Below are 19,875 nucleotides of genomic sequence, written 5' to 3'. Positions count from 1 at the left end.
AACCACTGATGACTGTGGTCGTGATGTGAACAAGGATTTCCAACATGAATAACACCTCCTCCCTACGTCAAATTGACGCCTGAGAGATAGGCGACTCTATTATTATATCATTTGTAAATACATAAGCATATTCACTTCCGATAAGTTGAAATATGTAATTAAATGATAGAAACTACCACATCGATTCTTTAAGCAAAAGATCTTAAAATAAAGATCATCAAAAGATATACAGAAAAAATTCTTTCAAATATGATTTTATTATATCCTCGATTTATATTAAAAAATAAGCGTAGGTAGAAATGTAAAATTTATCAGTCCTTGATTTTTGTTATAAAAATAAATTATTGTTGAAAATATAATCAGAATAATAAAAAGAACAAAGCTTGTTTGGATTCAAACAAGCTTTGTTCTTTTGAATTATAAATTTAAAATTAGCCGACGAAACCTAAAGCAAAGTCAACGCCTTTAGCTACAATATCTGCGATGCTTGTACCCATAGTTACCCAGTCTTGATTGATTCCTGATTCGATCGCTTCTTTTAATGAATTTACGATTTCTGACATTTAGAACACTCCTTAAATATTATTGTTACAAACACAATATAATACATTTTACTATTATATTGTGTGATATTTCCCAATTGATAATTTTAAGTTCCAAAGTGTCTTAAAAATTTTATTATTATATTGTGTAGCACTTCCTAAGTGACGATTTTAAGTTCCAAAGTGTCTTGAATACTTATCAATCTCTCAATCAAAATGGAGAATTATACTTAAAAATAAATTAGCAATATTCAATGTAATAGCAATTATAGGAATTATAATATTTATCATCACATTGTTTTCAAATATTACACTCGCAACTAAATTTAATGTGTTTAGTGTGATTTTCTTTTTCCTAGTCATTAATGCTGTAATATATTATATGTTGACAAGACACCCTTAAGTATAATTCATTTTTACAACTTTATATAAAATTAAATTCTATTTCTGTATTAAAAATGATCCTATTGAAAAAAACCGAAATATACCAATGATAGTATGTTTAATATTTCTAAGTATGTTTTGCAACTGCACAAAGCTTTTATATTAACGAAAATTAGTATACCCTTAAAAGACATAATAACTTTGCTAAAAAATACACATTAATCATATCGAACACACAGTTTTGCATTCCTCTCCACTATGATGTTATAATACAAGTAACGAATAGAAAGTCCATAGATATACACCGAGCCCCAACCTATTGCCGTAGGTTGGGGCTCTTTATGTGATATGGATAGTCGCCTATTTATTGCGTTGGTTTAACCAATAGGTAAAACAAGCTACAATACATCCAGTTATCACAGGTGCAATAACCGTTACGAATAAAAAGTCCACAGATGCTCACCTCCTTCCGCCGAAAATACCGCCGGAAGTTAAGGCGACCTCACTATTATACCATCTGTATCTTTTGAAGCATATGTACTTCCGATAAGTTGAATTATGTCGCCCAAATCTAAAATAGATATACTTATAATAAAACAATACAATTTCTAAATTTTCCCGCATACATTGTACATGTAGTATTTATAATTACAAAAAAGCCAACATGTTATCCCATGAGTCCGTTCGAAAAACGGTAGTCTTTCAGTAAATCGTAAATAACCATTCTACCTACTCGGTCAAAAGTTGGGAATGGTTATTTTTTAGTTATTGCTCACTACTTACTAGTACAACGACTCTAAGTACAATCATAATCAAACATGCTATATCCTAGTCTAATCTTGTTAAATCGATTAAAAATCAATATAAATCCTTTGATTTTGCATATTTAAGTTATAACCTTATTAACATAATTTTTTAAATATACACACAACAAAATATATATTTTATGATATTGTGTTTGTTAGATGTACATAGCAAATTAAAATTTCAAAATATTAAAAAAGGGGTAGTAAAATGAATATTAAAAAGTTCTTGCTTATTTTAATGACTTTGGTTTTAGTATTTAGCGCTAGCGCATGTAGCAGTGAGGGAAGTAGTTCCGTAAAGCAAAAATCAAATACTAGTGAAGAAGAAACTCTCCCACCAATACCAAAACAAGCGTTCTCTTCAAATAAAACAAACCAAAATATTAGTGGAAAAGAAATGAGGCAAAGCCTTAAAACTTATTTAAATACATATGATAGTATATTCAAAAACGCTGAGAAAATAAGAAATAAAGATAACTTGACTAAAAAAGAATCAAAAAAACTAAATAAATTAACTAAACTAGCAAATGAAAATGATGATAACTTTTCTAAGTTTATAAAAAATAATGATTTACCTCGAGGATACAAAGAAGGAACGATTAAAACAAAAAATTATATTACATCAACCAATCAATTTCTTAATAAAATAAACAGTCATATACAAAAACTAAATAAACATTCTGAATCCGATGATGTTTCATTAGAAGATGCTAAAAAACTAAATAAGATTAATGATCAATATAAAAAAGAAGTTAATGGCAAAAAACAAAACGAAGTTGATAAGTTTTTGAAAAATAAAGACATAAAAACTAAAGTATTTAAATAATTGAAAAAGATAAAGTAAAGGAGTTTATATATTATGTGGTTGCGTTTTTCAGTACAATTAATTATGTCTATTTTAATGTTTATCTTTATATATCAGCAAGTAAATCAAAGTCATTTAGATTTTTGGTTTATTATTTATTTTTTAATATTTATGGCAGTGGTTTTATTTTGGAAACCTTCCTACAACAAAAAACAGGGCAGACGTATATACTAAGAAAATCTATTTGTTAGTGAGAGGTATTGGAATAAATCAATTTTGTTAAATTGAATATTATAGGGTGATAAATATTAAAACTAAACTTTTTAAAGCACTTAAAGATGCCATTATTATTATTTTAATTATTCTTTTAATAACAACACTATTGGATTATATGAGTTTAAATATTAATCTTAATCAATTCGGTAATAAGATTGGAAATTTAGGTTTAGTAAATATCTATGAAAATAAGAATTTAAATGGCTTGTTATCATTAGGTTTCATATTAGCCAGTTTATCTTTTATTTATGATATGTTTTTTAAAAAAGCAACAACAGAAGTTGAAGAAAATGGACGGGAAAACTGAAAAGAATATCTTTTATAAAAAGAGTGTGCATTTGCACACTCTTTTCTTGCGCATTTGATAAAATTTTAATTCAATTACATTTTATGAAAGTTGAGACGCTATGAGAAGCATTATTTGCATTCATAGATATTAAATCAAGATAATTTTTTTAACATTTGTTGAATCAAAGGACGTCCTTAATGCATACATTTTTTCGCAACTTGAATCACTTATACTTGTCGACTTTTTATTTTCAATAACTAAAAACGATTAAGCTTTCCCAATTATAAATAATGCAATTTTCTTAGCTAATGTTTCCTTCTCTACCGTATTATTACTATCAACTAACTGTAATGCACCTTCATGAATCATTTGTGCAAAAATAGGAACAAATATGGCTTTTTCTCTATCTGCATAATTGTCGTTCAGGCTCTCTGATAAAACAAGTTTCAATTCTCTTAATATTTTTTCTCTCATTTGAGGTAATGCTAACCTAGCATAGCTGCTTCTGCATTCAATATTAGGTTCTTTATAAAAATCATGAACTGCTAAAATGAGTTGGCTTATATTTTCTTGATTAAAAATCATATCAAATGAGATATAGTTTTTAATAGAAACTGTAGCAAAATCCTCCATAATATAGTCTATTAGATCATATTTATCTTCAAAGTGCGCATAAAACGTAGCTCTGTTTACTTGAGCGCCTTTTGTGATATCTGCTATTGTTATTTTCTCAAAATCTTTTTTATTAACCAAACTAAAAAAGGCATTAATTAATGACTGTTTCGTATGTGTCATTCTCAAATTTTTTACTTTTTCTGCCATTTGAACCACTTCCTCAACGATTTAAAAGTTTTGTTGTTATAGCAACATTTAAGTATAGTTTGTTGATTGTTAAATCATTTTACTGACTGTATATTTTATTTATAGCAACGTTTTGTTGCTTTAATATATCACAAACAAGGAGCTGCTTAAATGAAGACGTTTGTTATTGTAGGCGCAGGTACTGGTTTAGGACTATCACTAGCTAAAAAGTTTGGTTCTGAAGGATTTAGAGTAGCAGCTATATCTCGAAATACTGAAAAATTAGAAGTTATTCAAGAAAACCTGAGTAACTTAAACATTGAGGTGAAAACTTTTACAGCTGACATTACAGACTTGGAAGCATTAAAACTATCTATCCAAGCAATTAAAGTTGAATTCGGTTCTATAGATGTCATAGAGTTTAGCCCTTATGCAAAAGAAGATAGCTTTACAAATATATTAGAAACTACACCAGAGAGTATATCAGAAATGTCAAAAACTTATCTATTCCCATCAATTCAGTTAGTTAACGAAGTTTTACCAGATATGATAAATAAAGGAAGTGGATCAATCCTATTTACAACAGGTGTATCTACAATATTCCCGTTACCTTTTGCTGGAAATGCTGGCATTATAGGAGCTGGATTGCGTAATTATGCTGAAAATCTTTACAATGAGCTGGAAGATAAAGAGATAATCGTAAGACATCTTGCAATAGGAACATTGATAGAACCTGGAACAATAGGTGATCCAGATTCTATTGCAGAGGCCTGGTATGATTTATACAAAGAAAAAGGGAAATTTGAAGAAACCTTTCCAAAAGGCATAAAAAAATTTGATGTTTCCTAAATAGTGTATCGCACTTAAAGCATTTTGCATTCCTACTCACTATGATGTTATAATATAAACAACAAATAGAGTGTTTACATGGTGAACATCGAGCCCGATAACTACGGACATAGTTATCGGGCTCTTTTTGGTGTATTTGGTTATGTCGCCGTCGGATTATTTATCACGCTTATTTAACCAATGTGAAAACAACGTGACTATAACGCCTACTATAATAGGCGATATAAGTACTACAAATAGAGTGTTAAACATGGTGTCCCTACCTTCCATGTTAGTTAAAACACAGAAGTAGAACGACGACTTCATTATTATATCATTGGTAAATATGTAAGCACATCTACTTCCCACAAGTTGAATGATGTTAGTAAAATAGGGGATAAATGAAGCAATAACAGAAATATATATACAAGAGCAAGAAAAAACATGATAAAAATACATAAATCAAGTGTTAAAGAATATAAAGGTTATTAAAATTAATCCAATACCACTTTAGAGTTTAACCACTAAATCAGGCTCATAGCCCAAAAGAAAACCACCCGCAAGCAGGTGGTTTTGGTTTTATAATATTTAAAATATGTCGCACTTATTGTGCACATTCATATGGGTTGAAGTCTAATGGCATTGGTGTAGCAAAACCTAACATGACAAAGTCTTCATCACCGGTGTTGGTCATGCCGTGCGCATCTCCTGGGAATGAAACGAATATATCTCCGGCTTTAATGGGTTTTTGTTCATTATCATTTGTGAAAAATGTTCCTTCGCCTTGTAGTACAATCCAAACATCATCTGCATCTTTATGTGTGTGACAAGGTAATGATTGTCCTGGTTTAAGACACCAAACCGCACCAGCTGAATGTCGCGTTTCATAAAATATGGTTTTTTTCGCTGCATCGTCAGAAAAATGTTGTAACTCATTTATTTTAAAAAAGCGATTGGATGTTTGTGACATATTTCTCACTCCTGTCAGTTTACAATATAGTTTGGTTGTTCACCGCTCAGTTGCTTAACTACGTTAGATGCTGCAATATCAGCCATCATGTCTCTTGCTTCAAATGTTGCATTGCCAATATGTGGTGTGATAACTACGTTTTTCATTGATTTCAGTGCTTCAGTAATTTTCGGTTCAAACTCAAACACATCAAGTGCTGCACCTTCAATAATACCTTCTTCTAGGGCTTTTACTAATTCTTCTTCATAAACAATTGGACCTCTTGATGCGTTGATTAAATATGAAGTTGGTTTCATTTTTTTGATCGCATTATAGTCAATCATGTGCTTTAACTTTTCATTATATGCACAGTTTAAAGTTACAAAGTCTGAACGTTTTAAAAGTTCGTCTTGTGAAACATATTCTGCATTTAATTCAGCTTCTTTATCTTCATAACGTTTAGGACCTGAATAAAGCACATTCATATCAAAACCTTTAGCACGTCTTGCAACGGCAGTACCAATTTCACCTAATCCAATAATACCAATTGTTTTACCAGATACTTCACGTCCTCTAAAGAATAACGGTGACCAACCGTTAAATCCTTCATTACGGCAAAGTTGATCTCCTTCAGGAATACGTCTTGCAACAGCAAGTAAAATACCCATTGTTAACTCTGCAGTTGAATTGGTTGAAGCAATGGGTGTGTTTGTCACATTGATATCGTGTTCACGCGCAGCTTCAATGTCAATATTATTAAAACCAGCACCATAGTTAGCTATGATTTTTAATTTTGGTGCAGTTTCAATAACTTTTCGGCTCACGTTAGTAGATAATAAAGTGATTAATGCATCTACATCTTTAATTTTTTCTATTAATAATGCTTCGGAAATTAGCGTTTCACCAGTATACATATCTACGTCAAAATGTTGTTCAAGTTGATTAAGCCCGGTTTCTGGGATAGCACCAGCGATAAAAATCTTCTTCATAAAATCGTCTCCTCCTATTATGTGAAAATATTCACATTTTTCAATTTAATTTTAGCACTATTTGGTGTTTTGGGTATGTAAAAAGTGCCAAAGTGTATTGTGTGTTTTGTGTGATATGGACAAACTGCATTTATACGTAGAAAAGTGTCGAAAGTTGATTGAATTTCAAGTGAAAATATAATAATTCATTTTTATATAAGTGTTGAGTGCAAGTATTAGTATATTTATGGAAAACCCTTACATTTTAGTGTAATATTATACTAAGAGGTGATTGGTATGGTGAATATAAAAAAAGACCGTATGAAAATATATGTGTTGGATAATGGGCGAATGAAAATGGATAAAAATTTAATGATTGCAAATTCAAACCAAGCGACATTAGATAATCCAAATAAAGAAAATGAACTACATGAATTTCCTATTTATACCGTTTTTATAGATCATCCTGATGCTAAGATATTATTTGATACTGCTTGTAATCCGAATTCAATGGGCGAAGAAGGACGATGGATTAATGCAACACAAAAAGCTTTCCCTTATTTTTCGGATGAATCATGCCACTTACCAAATAGACTAGAACAATTAGGTGTCGATCCTAAAGATGTGGATATAGTAGTAGCTTCCCATTTACATCTTGATCATGCTGGTTGTTTAGAATATTTTACAAACGCAACTGTAATTGTTCACGATGATGAATTCAGTGGTGCAATGAAGTGCTATGCGCGTAATCAACAAGAAGGTGCGTACATTTGGAGTGATATCGATGCTTGGATTAAAAGTGATTTGACTTGGCAAACTATAGCGCGAGATCAAGCACATCTAAACCTTGTAGATGGTGTGAAAGTACTTAACTTTGGTAGTGGACATGCCTGGGGAATGATTGGTTTGGAAATTGAAACTGAAGAGTTAGGAACACTCATCTTAGCCTCTGATGCTATTTACACACAAGAAAGTATGGAACCTAAATTACAACCACCTGGTATTCTTTATGATTCGGTTGGTTGGGCAAATTCAGTGGAATATATTAAGCGCCTTGCTCAAGAAAAGAACGCAGAGATTTGGTTTGGCCATGATGGTAACCAATTTGAATCTTTTAGAAAGTCTACGGATGGATATTATGAGTAAAGGATGTGTGAAGCAATGAAAACAAAAGCTGCAGTATTATATGAAATGGGTGTTGAAGGGCCATATGAAAAAATGAAGCCTTTAAAAATAGAAACTTTAAATCTTGACGCCCCTAAACAAAATGAAGTGCTAATTAAAATTCATGCCGCGGGTTTATGTCACTCTGATTTGTCAGTAATTAATGGGAGTCGTCCAAGACCAATGCCTATGGCACTTGGCCATGAAGCTGCAGGTGAAATTATAGAACTAGGTGAAGGTGTTAGTGATTTTGAAGTTGGAGATCACGTTGTCTGTACTTTTATCCCTAGTTGTGGCAAATGTATACCATGTCGTGAAGGAAGACCAGCATTATGTGAAAATGGTGCAGCTTCCAATGAGAAAGGTGAGATGATAGAAGGTGGGTTCCGACTATCTAAAGAAAAAGATGTCATACATCATCATTTAGGTGTTTCTGGATTTTCAGAATATGCTGTTGTCTCAGAAAATTCAATAGTAAAAATAGATCCAGGAATTCCATATGAACGGGCAGCAGTGTTTGGTTGTGCTGTCATTACAGGCATAGGTGCTGTTATAAATACAGCTCAGATTAGACCGGGGAGTAACGTAGCTGTAGTGGGTCTGGGTGGCATTGGACTCAATGCTATAATAGGTGCGAGACTGGCTGGTGCTAATGAAATTATTGCTTTAGATATTAACGAAGACAAGTTTGAAATTGCTAAAACTTTAGGTGCAACAGCAGTGTTTAACTCAAGTGATGAAAATGTGATTGATGATGTTAAAGCTTGCGTAACAGGCGGTGCTGAATACGTGTTTGAAACAGCAGGTGTAGTACCTGCAATGCAAGTAGCATACGCGATAACAAAACGGGGTGGTTCAACAGTGACCACAGGTTTACCTGATCCAAAAGCAGAATTTTCATTTTCACAAGTAACGTTAGCTGCTGAAGAGAGGACGATTAAAGGTTCATATGTTGGAAGTTGTGTTCCTGATCGTGATATACCAAGATTCGTGAGTTTATATCGTCAAAACAGACTCAATGTTGATCCATTAATCAGTGATATTATCTCATTAGATCAGATAAATAAAGGGTTTGATCAATTAGCAAATGGCGATGCCGGTAGAATTATTATCAAAATGTCTTAATTAATAATTCAAAATATATAAAACAAAGGTTAAGTTGCGCGTAAAATCAACAAACAACTTAACCTTTTTATAATAGAAAAACGTTGTGAGTTCATATTACATGATACCAATCATTTTCATCCAAATTGATCCTATGCCAATCCAAACGATAAAGTAAACAATACCGAGAATAAAATTCATTGTCCACCAACGTTTTTGGCTTATATAATCAGCAGAAAATAGTATCGGTGCAGGACCGCTACTATAATGTGTTGTTGAAGCTAATAGGTTACCGAAGAAACCTAATATTAAAGCGCTGAATAATGGCGGTGCACCAGCGGCGACAGCGACTCCTAATAGTGCAGCATACATCGCACTAACATGTGCCGTTGCGCTTGCAAAAAGATAGTGTGAATAAAAATAGAAAACAATTAATAATATGAGCACGATTGGCCAACTAAAATTACCTAAGCTGGATGCAATTAACTTACTTAACCAAGGGATAAAGCCCAGTTTATTAAGTTGATCAGCCATTAATACAAGCACTGAAAACCAAATTAATGTGTTCCAGGCGCCAGTTTCATTTAAAATATCTTTCCAATTTAAAACGCCTGTAATGAGTAAGAGTGAAAGTGCAATAAATGCTGTTAATGTAGCATCTATTTGAATGACACTTCCAGTAATCCATAAAGCGAGTGCTATGATAAAAATAGCAATCATAAATTTTTCTGGAATGGATATTTTACCCATTTTCATTAATTCTTTATGTGCCCAGTTTTTAGCATTTGGCGTTTTTTTAATACTGGGTGGATATATTTTATAAATAATGAACGGTACTATGATCAAAGAAATCAAGCCTGGCACAAGTGCAGCTAAGAACCAGTTCATCCATGTTATATGTACATTCGCAGTGCTTTCTGCAAGGTTTTGTGCGAGCGGATTACCAGCCATCGCAGTTAAAAACATTGCAGCAGTAATTAAATTACCTTGAAATTCAGTGAAAATTAGAAAAGCACCCATTTTTCTTTCTGTACCTTTTTTTGGGTCTGAGCCAAATGATTCAGATAAAGATTTAATAATTGGGAACATAATACCACCTGCACGTGCAGTATTACTAGGTGTTGCCGGTGCTAATATAAGATCTACGCCTACGAGTGAGTACGCGAGTCCCAAGGTCTTTTTACCAAAAAGATTAACGAATTGTAATGCGATACGTCGTCCTAAGCCTGTCTTCACAAAGCCTCTTGAAATAAAAAAAGCTATGACAATGAGCCAAATACTATTATTGCCAAAACCTTGTACGGCATTTTTTATATCAGAGACGCCTGTAATTACCATGACAGTAAAACCTAGTATAGATACAGCTCCAATAGGCATTGGTTGTGTGATACAAGCAATGATCGTTGCCACAAAAATAGCAAACATATACCAAGCTTGTATACTAAGTGAATCTGGTTTGAAAGGGGTGAGCAGCCAAATAAGTATACCAATCACTAAAGGTAAAATGAATTTACGGTACTTTATTGAGTTTTGCATACTACAATTTCCTTCTTTCTATACAGGTTACCTACTACAGTTATCAATTTATACTTATAAAAAAGAGATGTAAAGAAAAAAGGTTATAGACAATTAAATACTGAATGATTCATTTTGTGAATCAAATTATTCGAAGTTTTGAGGTATATTAGAAAAACTAGAAATCAGTTTATGTACTTATACGAAAATTGATCATGGAAACATAGCTAATATGGGTTTTACACACTCGGGAAGTCTTCGGTTTGTCTGCGCGTACTGTGCGTTCATGCTCATATATATTATAAAAAGACGATTGCTTTACAAATTTTAAATAAAGCAATCGTCTTTGTAATTGTTAAAAATTATTGTGCTGTATAGCCGCCGTCAATTACGATTGCTTGTCCAGTGACACTTTGAGCTTTATCGCTAGCAATGAATACAGCATAATCAGCAACTTCTTGAATATTTACAAGTTGTTTTTGTGGAATTAATGGGAATAGTACGTCTTCTAATACTTGTTCAACACTCACATTTCTTGTTTTGGCAAGGTCATTCATTTGGCCTCGAACGAGTGGTGTATCAATGTATCCAGGACAGATCGCATTGACTGTCACACCATCTTCGGCTGCCTCTAAAGCTGTAACTTTTGTTAGACCGATGATTCCGTGTTTGGCACTGTTATAAGCAGATTTGCCAGAAAATCCTACAAGTCCGTTGATAGAAGACATGTTTAAAATTCGTCCGTATTGTTGTTGCTTCATTAGCGGAAGTACATGCTTTGTCATAATAAAAGTACCAACTAGCATAATATCTATCATTTGTTTGAATTTATCAGTTGGAAAATCTTCAATATTTGCCACGTTTTGAAGGCCTGCGTTGTTAATTAAAATATCAATTTGTCCATACTGTTTTACGGTTTTATCCACTAATACTTCGACATCTTTTTCATTAGAAACATCCGCAGTAACACCAATACAATCAAAGCCATTTGATTTAAATGATTCAACTGTACGATTTAATGCATCTTGATTAATATCGGTAAATACAACTTTTGCACCTTCATTTAAAAACACCTGAGCAATTTCCAACCCAATGCCACTCGCTGCACCTGAAATAATTGCGATTTTGTCTTTTAACATATGTTTGCCTCCCTTTTTATATCATATTTAGCTTACATTTGTTCAATGGATTAGTAAAATAAAGGATTTAATTGTACTATATATGCTCTTTTTGTGGGAGTTCGATTATAGAAAGACAAACAATTCAATAATATTTATATTTTAATATAAAATAATAGTATAATTCATTTTAGAAAGAAGGTATAATTTAGTGTAGTTAAAATGAATAGGAGGCTAAAGTTATTGAGTAGGAGAGAATATTTTCATCACGTTGATCATCGGAAAAAGCAACAAAACTCTAAATTAACACTGTGGATAACATTTATTATTACACTGATATTTACCATAGTAGAGTTTGTCGGTGCCATACTTTCAAATTCTTTAGCATTGTTATCTGATTCGTTTCATATGTTAAGTGATGTTATCGCGTTAAGTTTGTCTATGGTTGCGATATATTTTGCAACGAAAAAGCCTACGTCACGTTTTACATTTGGTTATCTGAGATTAGAAATATTAGCTGCTTTTTTAAATGGTTTAGCATTAATGATTATTTCATTATGGATACTGTATGAAGCAGTTAAGCGAATGATTTATCAACAACCAATTGAAAGTGGTGTTATGGTTATCATAGCCACGATTGGTTTATTCGTTAATATCGTTTTGACAATCGTGCTTGTACGTTCTTTAAAACAGGAAGACAATATCAATGTTCAAAGCGCATTATGGCACTTCATGGGGGATTTATTAAACTCAATCGGTGTTATTGTTGCTGTCGTGTTAATCCACATAACAGGATGGCAGATGATAGATCCAATCATCAGTATCATCATTTCCTTAATTATATTACGTGGTGGATGGAAAATTGCTAAAAATGCTTGGTTTGTATTGATGGAAGCTGTGCCTGAAAAGTTCGATATTGATAAATTAATTGCTGATATGAAAAGTATAAAAGGGATTGATGATGTTCATGAATTTCATTTGTGGAGTATAACCACGGAACACTTTTCTTTAAGTGCCCATGTTGTACTAAGTGCTCCGTCTGAGGATGAATCATTTAATGTCATAAATAATGTTTCTAAATTATTGGAAAATAAATACAATATCAAGCACACAACGTTACAAATTGAAAACCTTAGCATCAATAGTCATTCTAAGACATATTATGAAAATTTGAAATCATAACTATTCAGTGTTTGTAGAAATTTAATTTGTTGAATGTTTGATTATATAGACAGAGAGAAATATAAAATTTAAACAAACTTTCATTATCGAGATAGAGAAAAACACCATCCTTTTTATAAAATATGATTAATTTGAAAGAACTACATCTTCTTAGTTTTAATTTATAAAAATACGCTATATAATTTTAAGCAATAACTTAGAAAGGTGTATATGATGGGTCAATATCAAATTACAAAACCATTAAACAATAATGTTATTATTTGTATGCATCAAGAGCGTGAAGTGGTACTTATTGGCAAAGGAATCGGGTTCAATAAGAGACCAGGGATGGTTGTAGATGATGAGACAATGATAGAAAAAGTTTATGCGCTAGAACAGAAAAAGCAACAAGAACATTATAAAGCACTTATTGAACATGCCGATGATTCTGTCATTCAAGCGATTATTGAAGCGATTAATATGATTACTAATACAGATTTAGAAATTGATGATAATCGCTTAATTGTAGCGTTAACGGATCACATTATATTTGCATATAAACGACTCACGCAAAACCAATATATTAGTAACCCTTTTGCAATCGAAACGAGACATCTATACCCTGAAGCTTATAAAATAGCTGCTTCAGTTATCTATAAACTCAATTCGGTATTGTCACTTCAATTTCCAGAAGATGAGGTTGGTTTTATAGCATTACATATTGCATCTAATATGGAAAAGCTAACAATGAGTGAAATGAATAACATTAATGATTTAATCAGTAAATGTATTCAAATTGTGGAGCATGATTTACACCAATCTATTGATACGACGTCTGTACAATATCAAAGATTTATTAGACATATTCAATTTTTAATTAGAAGACTGAGTATAGGTGAAACGATCAAGTCGCAAACTGAATTTGAAAAGATGTTGAAAGCGCATTATCCGCTGTGCTATAATGTTGCTGTCAAAATAATGAAAATGATGCAAAAACAGTTAGGTGTCACGGTATACGAAGCAGAAGTTATTTATTTAACGTTACATATCAACCACTTAACACAACAATAAATAAGCACGTGTAACTGATTCGATCAGGCATGAGTACTTAGACAGAGCAAAAGCTCAGTTTATTTACTCATGCCTTTTTTTGTGCCTTTGATCTTGTTTTGACGAAAAATAAAGGGACTTATAATATATTATGTTTTGTACATGAACGTTACATAGTTTCTTGAAAATGGAGGATATATTATGTGGAAGAAATTTTTTGGTCAGCTTCAACGTATAGGTAAGGCTTTGATGTTACCTGTGGCCATTCTACCAGCAGCCGGTTTGTTATTAGCTTTTGGGACAGTTTTACAAGGAGACGTTTTACAATCTTATCTCCCATTTATTAAAGCAGATGGATTTCAACATGTTGCTCAAATGATGGAAGGCGCAGGGGTTGTCATTTTCGATAATTTACCTATGATTTTTGCATTAGGCGTGGCTATCGGTTTAGCTGGCGGAGATGGTGTTGCTGCGATTGCTGCATTTGTAGGGTTTATGATTATGAATAAAACCATGGGTGCATTTTTAGGTATTACATCAGATAATGTCAGTGATGCTGCTAGTGGTTATGCAAATGTACTAGGCATACCTACCTTACAGACAGGTGTGTTTGGAGGGATTATCATTGGGGCGTTGGCTGCATGGTGTTATAACAAATTCTATAATATTTCATTGCCAAGTTATTTAGGATTTTTCGCTGGTAAACGCTTTGTACCGATTATGATGGCAACGTGTTCTTTCATTCTTGCATTTCCTATGGCGTGGATTTGGCCAACCATTCAATATGGTTTAAATGCATTCAGTGAAGGTCTCTTAGAATCTAATACAGGTATAGCCGTATTCTTATTTGGCTTTATTAAACGTTTGTTAATACCATTTGGTTTACATCATATTTTTCATGCACCATTCTGGTTTGAATTTGGAAGTTTTAAAAATGCGGCTGGACAAATTATTCATGGAGACCAGCGAATTTTTATTGCTCAAATCACTGAAAACGTACCACTGACAGCTGGTAAATTTATGGGTGGGGAATTTCCGGTAATGATGTTTGGACTACCTGCTGCTGCTCTAGCAATTTATCATTCGGCAAAGAAAGAAAATCGTAAAGTGGTTGGTGGTTTGATGTTATCAGGTGCCTTAACATCATTTCTTACAGGTATAACAGAACCGTTAGAATTTTCGTTCTTATTTGTAGCACCGCTCTTGTTCTTTATTCATGCAGTGCTAGACGGCTTTGGCTTCTTAATTATGTACTTATTGAATGTACATTTAGGCTATACTTTCTCAGGTGGATTTATTGATTTCTTACTGTTGAATATCTTACCTAATAAGACAGCTTGGTGGCTTGTTATTCCAGTAGGCATAGTCTATGCAATACTTTATTACTTTATATTTAGATTTATTATCAAAAAATTAAATTATAAAACGCCTGGTAGAGAAGATAAAGAAATGCAAAATAATTCTGTATCAGTAAGTGAGTTACCATTTAAAGTTTTAGATGCAATGGGTGGAAAAGAAAATATTAAACATCTTGACGCATGTATTACACGTTTAAGAGTAGAAGTTAATGAAAAATCTCAAGTAGATGTTGAAAGTTTGAAACAACTAGGTGCTTCAGGCGTACTAGAAGTAGGCAATAATATGCAGGCGATTTTTGGGCCGAAATCAGATCAAATTAAGCATGATATGGCACAAATTATCGCTGGTAATATCACAAAACCAGAAGAGACAACGATTGAAAGTGAAGCGATGAATGAATCAGTTACAGTTGAAGGTGAAACGATTTATGCACCACTTAAAGGTCGTACAATACCGTTGGATGAAGTACCAGACCAAGTATTTAGTGATAAATTAATGGGTGATGGTCTTGCGATTTATCCAGATAATGGAGAGGTTGTGGCACCGTTTGATGGCACAGTAGAGTTAGTCTTCCCTACCAAACATGCGATAGGTTTAAAATCTGAATCAGGTGTAGAAGTGTTAATACACTTTGGTTTAGAAACTGTTGGATTGCAAGGAGAAGGTTTTACAGTACATGTAGATTCTGGAGACACGATTGTAAAAGGTCAATCACTTATGACTGTAGATTTAGACTATATTAAAACACATGCAAAAAGTGACATTACGCCTATTATCGTAACTAATTCTGGAGAACACGAGATTAAAACAACACATGACGGTGCAGTCGACACAGGAGAAGTGTTAATTAAATTATAATATATATAAAACCTCTTAATTCACAATATCGTGTAATTAAGAGGTTTTTTGTAGAAAAAAAGTATTAATCTCCGATAATCATATTATCTATTAAACGTGCTTTGCTGAATTTTACAGCTAGTGAAATGAAAATTTTCCCTTTAATGTGTGTGATTGCTTCTAATTCTGGATAACTATATATAGCTACCGTTTCTATGTTACCGGATGTATGCTGTTCAATATATGTTTTAGCTGTGTCTATTAATTTGGCACTATTACGCTCTCCTTGAAGATATTGTTCGTTTGCTAACTGTAAGCTTTTATATAGTGCAGGCGCTTCTTGTCGTTCTGTATGCGTCAAATAAACGTTGCGTGAACTTTTAGCGAGACCATCATATTCACGTACTGTATTAACACCAATGATGTCTATTGGATGATTAAAATCCATGACCATTTTTTCGACGATAGCTAGTTGCTGTGCATCTTTTTTGCCGAAATACGCACGTTGTGGGCGAATAATGTTAAATAACTTGTTAACAACTGTGATGACACCATTGAAATGGCCAGGACGTTGTGCACCTTCTAAAACAGTGGCGAGCCTACCAGCATTTAACTTTATCATAGGTTCTTCAGGGTACATCTCTTCTGCTTCAGGATAAAAGATATAGTCTACACCAACCGATGCTGCTTTAATTTTATCTTGGTCTATATTCCTAGGATATGCATCAAAATCTTCATTTGGTCCAAACTGTAGTGGATTTACAAAAATGCTGATGATTGTAACATCATTTTCCATTACGGATTGTGACATCATTTCCAAATGGCCTTCGTGTAAAGCACCCATGGTTGGAACAAAGCCGATGGACTGATTATTTTCTATTAAATTTGCACTTAGTTTACTCATTTCTTGAATAGATGTAATTAATGTTGTCATTCTGATACCTCATCCATAATTTGTTTTTTATACGTATGTGATTCATCAGGAAATATTTCGTTTTTGACTTCTTTATGATACTGCATTAAAGCTGTTATGCCGCTGGAAAAGTCTCCATATTGCTTGACGAATTTAGCTTGGTGTGGCACTTCATAGTTCAGCACATCATGATAAACCAATACTTGTCCATCAGTATCCTTACCTGCTCCTATACCAATCACTGGGATGTCTAAATTTTTGGTGATTTGTGCAGCTAAATCACTCGGAACAGCTTCTAAAACGAGCATAATGGCGCCAGCTTGTTGTACAGCGTAAGCATCATTTATGAGTTGCTGTGCTGTTTCTTTTGTATTGGCTTGCATCTTGTACCCAGTAATACCAACGCTTTGTGGTGTAAGTCCTAAATGTGAAACGACTGGTAGACCAATGTGATTACAATTTTTTATAAAATCAATTAAATGTGCACCTTCAACTTTGATTGCATTTGCACTAGTTTGTTTGTATAAAGCTATAGCATTTTCTAAATCAGAGTGTTCGCTGATGCCAACAGCGCCAAAAGGAACATCAACAACCATAAATGTATTAGGGGCACCACGTCGCACAGCTTTCGCGTGATGGATCATATCTGACATTGTTACTTGAACTGTACTTTCATAACCTAAGACAGTCATACCTAAAGAATCACCAACTAAAAGGGTATCGATTTGTGCAGATTCTGCTTGTTTTGCACTAGGATAGTCATAAGCTGTAACCATTGAAATTTTATTTGCGTGCTGTTTCATATCAATTAAATGTTTTAATGTTAACAATTAAACTCAACTCCGTTGTCTCAATATTTTTATATTTAATCATATATTAACGAATGTATTCAAAAAATAAAATTAATTTAATACATCTTTTTATACTTGATAAATAAATTAAAATGTTTTCTACGAGAAAAATCGACTAAATTGCAAATAATATTAGGTGTGTAATACATATTAGTTTATAATAAATAGTAAATAATAAGTAAAATACACAATATAAATTATTAGTTTTAAAATTTATTAAAGCAAATGATATCAATAATAGACTTCAGGGATGAGAATGAGGGGAAATCATGATTTATACAATAACGAGCACATTACCACCAGTACATGGAGGCAGAACTAAAGCATTGCTAAGCCGAATAAAATTAATAGATAGTGAATTGGGAATCAAAAGTAAAATTTTAACAACGAATTATAATGCCAATTATCCATCTGTTTATGAAAAGTTTATAAATGAAGGAAAGGTGACAGAACATACAGAATTTGAAAATTTATATGATTGGCTGAGTGGTTTCAAACTATTAGAAACGCCAAAGACTAAATTTAAAAAGCAACCAAAGTATCAAACGATGGACCGTGAACTCGAAGGGTTGGAAAGTAAAAGTTTTAAAGATGGAAATGTTATGAGATATTACAAAAATAATAATTATGTATTGTACAGAAAATATTATGACAATAGCAATATAGTTCAACTTGAAGATTTTATGTCATCTATTAGTAAAAAACGGTTAGAACGTTGGGAATATAATGAATTTGGTCAATTGCATAGAAAAATTTATTACACGCATAAACCTTTTTCAAAATTATGTGAAGTTTATTTTGATACATACGGAGCTATATACTGTAAAAAATTTTTTAATACAGAGCGAGAAAGTTTAGATTATATCCAACTTTATAAAGATGATAGACCTTACTTATCCTTTAATAGTGAAAAAGCATTATTTAAATATTATTTCGACCATCGGTTCAGTGAGGATGATGTAGTATTTAATGATGCTAGACTTTTAGATGAACCATTATTAAATCAAACCCATGCGACTAAAAATATTTTAGTTTTTCATAATAGTCATTTGAATGGACAACAAATGAAAGGTTCATATAAATTTGCGCTCAATCATTCTGAAAAAGTAGAAAAATATTTAATATTAACTGAAAAACAAAAAGAAGATATTTTTAGCCAAGTACCACTAGATGAAAGACAATTATCAGTAATACCACATTCGATTAAAACTTATAAATCACTTGCAAACGAAAATAAGTTAGATCGCTTTGTTTTTATAGGTAGATTAGGTTTTCAAAAACAAGTAGACCATTTAATTAAAGCGTATAAGCAATTTTTAGATTATGGCTATGATACGAAATTATCCATATTTGGTATGGATGAAGATGGACAGAAAAAAGTGTTGTTGGATTTAATTGAGCAGTTTGGCATTCAGGATCAAGTAGAAATCAACGCTTTTACGAATAATCCTTTGAGAGAATTTCAACAATCAAAAGCCTCACTTTTAACAAGTAAATTTGAAGGATTTGGTTTAACTGTCATGGAGAGTATCGAAGTTGGTTGTCCAGTAATTGCTTATGATGTGAGATATGGACCGTCAGAGATTATAAATCATGGTGTGAATGGTTATCTCGTTGAGCCAGATAATATTAAAGCGTTTGCTGACTGTATGGCTAAAATCATCGATGAGCCATTTAATAACGTACAGACTAGACCCGAACTTAGTCATGATAAAGCTGTAGAAAATTATAAAAAACTATTTCAAGACATCGGGTATACTAAATAATAAAATTTTTTCTGTCTCTCTTTATCATATATTAATCAGTATGTTTCTGCTGCATATTTTACAAAATAAAACATATACGAAAAAACAGTTGTCATTGCTTAATCAAAGCAGTGTCACTGTTTTTATTTTGTTATTATCCATTTGAAGGTTGGTCGTTGTGATTTAAAATATTAATAAATTGAATAAAATACTTGTCTCTTATATACAGCGTGTTATATTAATGTTAATTGCAATTGTTTTTTAAACTATTTTATTGTTCGTCAATATTTGTTTTGATTATACTTTTTAAAAAGGAGTAACAATGAATAAATTTAAATTATTGATTATCATGTTGTGTTTAGTCTTAGTTGGATGTTCTGCTCAAGAAAATGAAGATGAGCATAAAGACA

General features: G+C 32.4%; 20 protein-coding genes. 10 read left to right on the top strand and 10 right to left on the bottom strand.

Going from position 1 to position 19,875, the window contains the following annotated elements; genetic code table 11:
* Nucleotides 1-431: 431 nt before the first annotated feature.
* Together HMPREF2586_RS05725 and HMPREF2586_RS12710 are read right to left on the bottom strand one after the other, a co-directional pair.
* Nucleotides 432-563 (bottom strand): beta-class phenol-soluble modulin, encoded by a 132-nt coding sequence (locus tag HMPREF2586_RS05725; RefSeq protein WP_070812661.1) that lies wholly within the window; start codon nucleotides 561-563, stop codon nucleotides 432-434.
* A 723-nt stretch (nucleotides 564-1,286) separates the two neighbouring features.
* On the bottom strand, nucleotides 1,287-1,379 hold the full coding sequence (locus HMPREF2586_RS12710; protein ID WP_107519008.1) for a type I toxin-antitoxin system Fst family toxin: 93 nt from the start codon (nucleotides 1,377-1,379) through the stop codon (nucleotides 1,287-1,289).
* Nucleotides 1,380-1,940: 561 nt separating this feature from the next.
* Between HMPREF2586_RS12710 and HMPREF2586_RS05720 the strand changes: the two genes are divergently transcribed.
* The 3 genes from HMPREF2586_RS05720 (at nucleotide 1,941) to HMPREF2586_RS05710 (ending at nucleotide 3,120) form a co-directional block, all read left to right on the top strand.
* Nucleotides 1,941-2,558, top strand: a complete 618-nt coding sequence (locus HMPREF2586_RS05720; RefSeq protein ID WP_070658120.1) for an NDxxF motif lipoprotein — start codon at nucleotides 1,941-1,943, stop codon at nucleotides 2,556-2,558.
* Nucleotides 2,559-2,591: 33 nt separating this feature from the next.
* On the top strand, nucleotides 2,592-2,771 hold the full coding sequence (locus HMPREF2586_RS05715) for a hypothetical protein (protein WP_083310402.1): 180 nt from the start codon (nucleotides 2,592-2,594) through the stop codon (nucleotides 2,769-2,771).
* A 64-nt stretch (nucleotides 2,772-2,835) separates the two neighbouring features.
* On the top strand, nucleotides 2,836-3,120 hold the full coding sequence (locus tag HMPREF2586_RS05710) for a hypothetical protein (RefSeq protein WP_256324346.1): 285 nt from the start codon (nucleotides 2,836-2,838) through the stop codon (nucleotides 3,118-3,120).
* 249 nt (nucleotides 3,121-3,369) lie between these two features.
* Here the strand turns inward: HMPREF2586_RS05710 and HMPREF2586_RS05705 are convergent, their stop codons facing one another.
* Nucleotides 3,370-3,924, bottom strand: a complete 555-nt coding sequence (locus HMPREF2586_RS05705) for a TetR/AcrR family transcriptional regulator (RefSeq protein WP_070658125.1) — start codon at nucleotides 3,922-3,924, stop codon at nucleotides 3,370-3,372.
* A 150-nt stretch (nucleotides 3,925-4,074) separates the two neighbouring features.
* On the opposite strand from HMPREF2586_RS05705, the gene HMPREF2586_RS05700 reads away from it, so the two are divergent.
* Nucleotides 4,075-4,752, top strand: a complete 678-nt coding sequence (locus HMPREF2586_RS05700) for an SDR family NAD(P)-dependent oxidoreductase (RefSeq protein WP_070658127.1) — start codon at nucleotides 4,075-4,077, stop codon at nucleotides 4,750-4,752.
* A gap of 156 nt (nucleotides 4,753-4,908) precedes the next feature.
* Here HMPREF2586_RS05700 and HMPREF2586_RS12705 read toward each other — a convergent pair whose 3' ends face one another.
* The 3 genes from HMPREF2586_RS12705 to HMPREF2586_RS05690 form a co-directional block, all read right to left on the bottom strand.
* Complete coding sequence (locus tag HMPREF2586_RS12705) at nucleotides 4,909-5,004, bottom strand: type I toxin-antitoxin system Fst family toxin (protein ID WP_141752923.1); 96 nt, start codon at nucleotides 5,002-5,004, stop codon at nucleotides 4,909-4,911.
* A 331-nt stretch (nucleotides 5,005-5,335) separates the two neighbouring features.
* The gene (locus HMPREF2586_RS05695; RefSeq protein ID WP_046206904.1) at nucleotides 5,336-5,701 is read right to left on the bottom strand and encodes a cupin domain-containing protein; all 366 of its coding nucleotides are present in this window, start codon (nucleotides 5,699-5,701) and stop codon (nucleotides 5,336-5,338) included.
* A gap of 14 nt (nucleotides 5,702-5,715) precedes the next feature.
* Complete coding sequence (locus HMPREF2586_RS05690) at nucleotides 5,716-6,669, bottom strand: NAD(P)-dependent oxidoreductase (protein ID WP_070658129.1); 954 nt, start codon at nucleotides 6,667-6,669, stop codon at nucleotides 5,716-5,718.
* 276 nt (nucleotides 6,670-6,945) lie between these two features.
* Here HMPREF2586_RS05690 and HMPREF2586_RS05685 point away from each other — a divergent pair, with 276 nt between their 5' ends.
* Both HMPREF2586_RS05685 and HMPREF2586_RS05680 read left to right on the top strand, forming a co-directional pair.
* The gene (locus HMPREF2586_RS05685) at nucleotides 6,946-7,794 is read left to right on the top strand and encodes an AhlS family quorum-quenching N-acyl homoserine lactonase (RefSeq protein WP_046206906.1); all 849 of its coding nucleotides are present in this window, start codon (nucleotides 6,946-6,948) and stop codon (nucleotides 7,792-7,794) included.
* Between the two features lie 15 nt (nucleotides 7,795-7,809).
* Nucleotides 7,810-8,937 carry a zinc-dependent alcohol dehydrogenase family protein gene (locus HMPREF2586_RS05680; protein WP_070812677.1) on the top strand — a complete coding sequence of 376 codons (1,128 nt, stop codon included), beginning with the start codon at nucleotides 7,810-7,812 and terminating at the stop codon, nucleotides 8,935-8,937.
* Between the two features lie 96 nt (nucleotides 8,938-9,033).
* Here HMPREF2586_RS05680 and HMPREF2586_RS05675 read toward each other — a convergent pair whose 3' ends face one another.
* The gene (locus tag HMPREF2586_RS05675; protein ID WP_046206908.1) at nucleotides 9,034-10,452 is read right to left on the bottom strand and encodes an anion permease; all 1,419 of its coding nucleotides are present in this window, start codon (nucleotides 10,450-10,452) and stop codon (nucleotides 9,034-9,036) included.
* Nucleotides 10,453-10,793: 341 nt separating this feature from the next.
* Nucleotides 10,794-11,570 (bottom strand): 3-hydroxybutyrate dehydrogenase, encoded by a 777-nt coding sequence (locus HMPREF2586_RS05670; protein WP_046206909.1) that lies wholly within the window; start codon nucleotides 11,568-11,570, stop codon nucleotides 10,794-10,796.
* Nucleotides 11,571-11,771: 201 nt separating this feature from the next.
* Here HMPREF2586_RS05670 and HMPREF2586_RS05665 point away from each other — a divergent pair, with 201 nt between their 5' ends.
* The 3 genes from HMPREF2586_RS05665 (at nucleotide 11,772) to ptsG (ending at nucleotide 15,977) form a co-directional block, all read left to right on the top strand.
* Nucleotides 11,772-12,731 (top strand): cation diffusion facilitator family transporter, encoded by a 960-nt coding sequence (locus HMPREF2586_RS05665; RefSeq protein WP_046206910.1) that lies wholly within the window; start codon nucleotides 11,772-11,774, stop codon nucleotides 12,729-12,731.
* Nucleotides 12,732-12,944: 213 nt separating this feature from the next.
* Nucleotides 12,945-13,781, top strand: a complete 837-nt coding sequence (glcT, locus tag HMPREF2586_RS05660; protein WP_046206911.1) for a glucose PTS transporter transcription antiterminator GlcT — start codon at nucleotides 12,945-12,947, stop codon at nucleotides 13,779-13,781.
* A gap of 180 nt (nucleotides 13,782-13,961) precedes the next feature.
* A complete protein-coding gene (gene ptsG, locus HMPREF2586_RS05655; RefSeq protein ID WP_070658132.1) occupies nucleotides 13,962-15,977 on the top strand; it encodes a glucose-specific PTS transporter subunit IIBC in 2,016 nt (671 codons plus the stop codon).
* A gap of 64 nt (nucleotides 15,978-16,041) precedes the next feature.
* On the opposite strand, the gene panC is transcribed toward ptsG, so the two are convergent.
* Together panC and panB are read right to left on the bottom strand one after the other, a co-directional pair.
* The gene (panC, locus tag HMPREF2586_RS05650) at nucleotides 16,042-16,890 is read right to left on the bottom strand and encodes a pantoate--beta-alanine ligase (RefSeq protein ID WP_070658135.1); all 849 of its coding nucleotides are present in this window, start codon (nucleotides 16,888-16,890) and stop codon (nucleotides 16,042-16,044) included.
* Complete coding sequence (panB, locus tag HMPREF2586_RS05645; RefSeq protein ID WP_070658137.1) at nucleotides 16,887-17,699, bottom strand: 3-methyl-2-oxobutanoate hydroxymethyltransferase; 813 nt, start codon at nucleotides 17,697-17,699, stop codon at nucleotides 16,887-16,889. The genes panC and panB overlap by 4 nt, the downstream gene beginning before the upstream one ends.
* A 290-nt stretch (nucleotides 17,700-17,989) precedes the next feature.
* Between panB and HMPREF2586_RS05640 the strand changes: the two genes are divergently transcribed.
* The gene (locus HMPREF2586_RS05640; protein ID WP_070658139.1) at nucleotides 17,990-19,486 is read left to right on the top strand and encodes a glycosyltransferase; all 1,497 of its coding nucleotides are present in this window, start codon (nucleotides 17,990-17,992) and stop codon (nucleotides 19,484-19,486) included.
* The last annotated feature ends 389 nt before the right edge of the window (nucleotides 19,487-19,875 follow it).

It is taken from the genome of Staphylococcus sp. HMSC034G07 (genome assembly GCF_001835975.1).
Lineage (GTDB): Bacteria > Bacillota > Bacilli > Staphylococcales > Staphylococcaceae > Staphylococcus > Staphylococcus ureilyticus.
Note: the sequence above shows the minus strand (reverse complement) of the source record. Positions and strands in the feature narration are given on the sequence as shown.

Excerpts from the sequence above, each read along its gene's own strand:
- HMPREF2586_RS05725 (WP_070812661.1), bottom strand. The coding sequence starts at position 563 with ATGTCAGAAATCGTAAATTCATTAAAAGAAGCGATCGAATCAGGAATC.
- HMPREF2586_RS05720 (WP_070658120.1), top strand. The coding sequence starts at position 1,941 with ATGAATATTAAAAAGTTCTTGCTTATTTTAATGACTTTGGTTTTAGTA.
- HMPREF2586_RS05715 (WP_083310402.1), top strand. The coding sequence starts at position 2,592 with ATGTGGTTGCGTTTTTCAGTACAATTAATTATGTCTATTTTAATGTTT.
- HMPREF2586_RS05705 (WP_070658125.1), bottom strand. The coding sequence starts at position 3,924 with ATGGCAGAAAAAGTAAAAAATTTGAGAATGACACATACGAAACAGTCA.
- HMPREF2586_RS05700 (WP_070658127.1), top strand. The coding sequence starts at position 4,075 with ATGAAGACGTTTGTTATTGTAGGCGCAGGTACTGGTTTAGGACTATCA.
- HMPREF2586_RS12705 (WP_141752923.1), bottom strand. The coding sequence starts at position 5,004 with ATGTTTAACACTCTATTTGTAGTACTTATATCGCCTATTATAGTAGGC.
- HMPREF2586_RS05695 (WP_046206904.1), bottom strand. The coding sequence starts at position 5,701 with ATGTCACAAACATCCAATCGCTTTTTTAAAATAAATGAGTTACAACAT.
- HMPREF2586_RS05690 (WP_070658129.1), bottom strand. The coding sequence starts at position 6,669 with ATGAAGAAGATTTTTATCGCTGGTGCTATCCCAGAAACCGGGCTTAAT.
- HMPREF2586_RS05685 (WP_046206906.1), top strand. The coding sequence starts at position 6,946 with ATGGTGAATATAAAAAAAGACCGTATGAAAATATATGTGTTGGATAAT.
- HMPREF2586_RS05680 (WP_070812677.1), top strand. The coding sequence starts at position 7,810 with ATGAAAACAAAAGCTGCAGTATTATATGAAATGGGTGTTGAAGGGCCA.
- HMPREF2586_RS05675 (WP_046206908.1), bottom strand. The coding sequence starts at position 10,452 with ATGCAAAACTCAATAAAGTACCGTAAATTCATTTTACCTTTAGTGATT.
- HMPREF2586_RS05670 (WP_046206909.1), bottom strand. The coding sequence starts at position 11,570 with ATGTTAAAAGACAAAATCGCAATTATTTCAGGTGCAGCGAGTGGCATT.
- HMPREF2586_RS05665 (WP_046206910.1), top strand. The coding sequence starts at position 11,772 with ATGAATAGGAGGCTAAAGTTATTGAGTAGGAGAGAATATTTTCATCAC.
- glcT (WP_046206911.1), top strand. The coding sequence starts at position 12,945 with ATGGGTCAATATCAAATTACAAAACCATTAAACAATAATGTTATTATT.
- ptsG (WP_070658132.1), top strand. The coding sequence starts at position 13,962 with ATGTGGAAGAAATTTTTTGGTCAGCTTCAACGTATAGGTAAGGCTTTG.
- panC (WP_070658135.1), bottom strand. The coding sequence starts at position 16,890 with ATGACAACATTAATTACATCTATTCAAGAAATGAGTAAACTAAGTGCA.
- HMPREF2586_RS05640 (WP_070658139.1), top strand. The coding sequence starts at position 17,990 with ATGATTTATACAATAACGAGCACATTACCACCAGTACATGGAGGCAGA.